Annotated in this window: 4 protein-coding genes; all 4 read right to left on the bottom strand. The window is 39.3% G+C overall.

Annotation, left to right across the window (positions count from 1 at the left end):
* On the bottom strand, nt 1-526 hold a 526-nt coding region (locus RHS_RS28265; RefSeq protein ID WP_047835073.1), incomplete at its 3' end, for a sigma-E processing peptidase SpoIIGA.
* Between the two features lie 318 nt (nt 527-844).
* Nucleotides 845-1,612 carry a type I 3-dehydroquinate dehydratase gene (gene aroD / locus RHS_RS28270; protein ID WP_047835074.1) on the bottom strand — a complete coding sequence of 256 codons (768 nt, stop codon included), beginning with the start codon at nt 1,610-1,612 and terminating at the stop codon, nt 845-847.
* 89 nt (nt 1,613-1,701) lie between these two features.
* Nucleotides 1,702-2,517: a hypothetical protein gene (locus RHS_RS28275; RefSeq protein ID WP_047835075.1), complete on the bottom strand. Its 816-nt coding sequence runs from the start codon at nt 2,515-2,517 to the stop codon at nt 1,702-1,704.
* A gap of 316 nt (nt 2,518-2,833) precedes the next feature.
* Nucleotides 2,834-3,779: UDP-glucose 4-epimerase GalE (galE, locus tag RHS_RS28280; RefSeq protein WP_047835076.1), on the bottom strand; the 946-nt coding region annotated here is incomplete at its 5' end.

Here is a 3,779-nt window from a genome sequence, read left to right on the forward strand (position 1 = left end):
TTCCGGTAACCGGCTGTTTTAACTGATTTCCGGTATCGCACAACCCCATTACATGTTTGTTCTTACCATTCAGATTAATTACAACCTCGTAAAGATATTCTGTTTTTTGTTTGTATCTCTGATAGCAGCTTAAAATACATCGCAAGGTAAGAAAACTTATTACTCCCAGAAGAAGACCACTGGAAGCAATTTGCCCCAGTAACATCTCCCAGATGCCTCCCAGAACAAAAGCTGATAAATACAGAATTATCGTACCCCGTATTAAATGGTCTCTGTCCTTTATCCTGCACCCTATTTTAACCATAAGCACACTCAGAATGCCAAATCCGCAAATGTTATAAACGAATGTATTTTGAACGGGCAATATGATAAGAATACACATCCCTGCTGCCCCAAGCACACTGGCTGAAAATATCCTCCACCAGTTTGTCTGACATTTCAGTGAACGGCGTACCAGTGTAAGCAATAGATAATCCATTATCATATTTTCCAAAAAGAATTTATCTATGTATATTTCATAATACACAAAACACCCCCTGCCACCAAAATGAATGCTTTGATCCAAGCACTATTCATTATAGGTGATAGGGGGTGTGAGTTTTGTCAAAAACGCAACGCTATATTCAATTTTTCTTCGACAGACCTCGACAGCCTGGTACCGCATTGTGTAATTAATGGTGAATAAAGTGCCTGATATCTGCATCAGATATGTGTCCACGAAGCAACGACGCAGTGGATCACGGCTAGTGCCGCCCGGCGTGCTTATTGCGTAGATAACGGGTGTTTAATTCACTGTTTATTATGCAAAAATGTACCAGCTTCCTAAACGTATTCTAAAAAAGCTTTATAAGCCATATCTGCCAATGATATTTAATACCTGTTCCAGCTTTTCTACCGGAATCTGTCCCGGTGCGGAGACCTGTCCTACAGCGCCAAAAGTTACTGCTGAACCAAATATTTCTCCGGTAATTCTGCTGACAAATCCCATGCTTCCCATTGACATGGTAATGAAAGGCCTGTCCGCAAAAGACTCCTTCATTGCCAGCGTAGCATCCAAGAGCGTTAACACGTCCTGCCGCTCAGCTGGCATAACTGCTATCTTCGTAATATCGACACCAGCTTTCTGCATTTTCTGCAATCGCTCTACAATTTCATTTTTAGGCGGAGTCTTCTCAAAATCGTGGTTGGATCCCACTACCTTAACACCGTGCCTGTGTGCACTCTTCACAATTGGAGCACTCACTGCTTCTCCACGAAATATCTCTACATCAACTAAATCGATATATCCTGTCTTAACAGCATGCAGATTCATATCTACATAGTCCTTCATCTCAATCGGGCGATTCCCCCCCTCATCCACCGTGCGGAAAGTAAACAGCAGTGGGATCTCACCAAGTATCTTGCGCAATTCTTTCAGGGTTTCTGCCATCTTTTTCTGATCCATAACATAATCAAAAAAATCCACACGCCACTCCACCATATCAATAGGACGCGCCGTAATCTTCAGTGCAGTTTCCAATATTCTTTCCTTACTTCCACCCACAATCGGAACACATATTTTCGGCATTCCTTCTCCAATTGTAATATTCCTGACTTTAACTGATAAATCCATACGGTATCACTCCTCATCATGTATTTAATTTATTACTAACAGAGCCTGGTGCCAGCAAGTTCCTTGCCGCAGATTGCTGTAATAAATAATCAAGCCAGCTCCAGCTTCCGCTCATGTTCACCTAAAATCGTTCGTGTTTCCATAATCTTCACAAAATTATTCATGATCCTCTCTGTATTAACATCAATCTTCGTATTCAGATTTCTGGTAACCTCATTGAGTTCATCCACCTTATTCTCAACACGTTCCATTCTAAGATTCATATTATGCATTTCACTATGGAAACTTAATATCTCTTTCTGAAGCGGTTCTAACCGTTTACTCATGTTATGATCGATCCTTGCCTCCATCGCTTCAAGTTTTGCATCAATTTCCTTTTTGTTCTTATCAAATGCTGCATCAATCTCCGACTTCAGACTGCTTCTCCACTGAGTGTTGTTGTTATGCTGCTCTGTAAATCGCTTGTCCAACTTCTGATCCTGTTCTGTAAATTTCTGATCTATTTTCTTTTCCTGTTCTGTAAATCGCAGGTCCAACTTCTGATCCTGTTCTGCAAATTTCCGATCTATCTTTTCATCTTGTTCTGCAAATCGCTGATCCAACTTCTGATCCTGCTCTGCAAATTTCCGATCTATCTTTTCATCTTGTTCTGCAAATCGCTGATCCAACTTCTGATCCTGTTCTGCAAATTTCCGATCTATCTTTTCTTCCTGTTCTGCAAATCGCTGATCCAACTTCTTATCCTGTTCTGCAAATTTCCGATCTATCTTCTTTTCCTGCTCTGTAAATCGCTGATCCATTTTCTGATCTATCTTCTTTTCCTGTTCTGTAAATCGCAGGTCAATTTTTTTCTCCTGCCTCTCAAACAATTTGCCAATTTCTTTTAGTAGAATGGTATTTTCCATCCGATTCACCTCGTGTTTTCTATTTTATCATATACTATTTCCAAAGTCTATTTAGTTTTCAAGGTACACTTAATTTCATTGGGGGTTTTTAAGAATAGTCTGTCAAAATTATTTTCCAGATTGGGAATGAATATCCCTAAGATTGTTATTGCGTTTATGTGATTTATATTTTATCTTATTTACATTGACATGTCAATAAGTTTTCATTTATTTTCGTATTAAGACTTTAATAAAAAACAGAACCGATGTATTTATACACCAGTTCTGCCAAGATTCATTCGCAATAAATGTTGTTTCTGCAAATATCTCTATATTTTTACTCTTCGTATCCGTTGGGGTTATTACTCTGCCATCTCCAGGAATCTTCACACATTTCCTCAATGCCTCTTTCAGCTACCCAGCCAAGCTCTTCTTTTGCCTTTGCGGCATCTGAATAGCATGTTGCAATATCACCTGCACGGCGTGGTTTGATCTGATATTTGATTGGCTTTCCACAAGCTTTTTCAAATGCTTTTACTACCTGAAGTACACTGTATCCATTTCCGGTTCCCAGATTATAAATATTTACGCCTGCTTTTTCTTCTATTTTCTTTAACGCTTTTACGTGTCCTACTGCAAGGTCTACTACGTGGATATAATCACGTACGCCAGTTCCATCCGGAGTATCATAATCATCTCCAAAGACACCGAGACATTCTAATTTTCCGACTGCAACCTGTGCTATGTATGGTACCAGGTTATTTGGAATTCCCTTAGGATCTTCTCCGATTAATCCGCTCTTATGTGCTCCAATCGGATTAAAGTAACGAAGCAATACCACATTCCACTCCGGATCAGCAACATGAAGATCTGTTAATACCTGCTCCAGCATTCCTTTGGTCTGTCCATAAGGATTTGTTATTTTTCCCTTCGGGCATTCTTCCGTAATCGGAATAAATGCAGGATCTCCATATACAGTTGCAGAAGAACTGAAGATAATGTTTTTCACATTATGGTCTCTCATTACTTCGCACAGGATAAAGGTACCTGTCATGTTGTTATGATAATATTCCAAAGGTTTTGCTACAGATTCTCCAACAGCTTTCAATCCTGCAAAATGAATTACGGAATCAATCGATTCCTTATCAAAAATTTCATTTAATTTTTCTCTGTCCAGGATGTCAGCTTTATAGAACGTTACTTTTTTACCTGAGATTTCTTCTACTCGCTGGATTGCTTTTTCGCTTGAATTGTAAAGATTGTCTACGACAACCACATCGTAC

Source organism: Robinsoniella sp. RHS, assembly GCF_001029355.1.
GTDB classification, from domain to species: domain Bacteria; phylum Bacillota; class Clostridia; order Lachnospirales; family Lachnospiraceae; genus Robinsoniella; species Robinsoniella peoriensis.

Excerpts from the sequence above, each read along its gene's own strand:
- RHS_RS28275 (WP_047835075.1), bottom strand. The coding sequence starts at position 2,517 with ATGGAAAATACCATTCTACTAAAAGAAATTGGCAAATTGTTTGAGAGG.
- aroD (WP_047835074.1), bottom strand. The coding sequence starts at position 1,612 with ATGGATTTATCAGTTAAAGTCAGGAATATTACAATTGGAGAAGGAATG.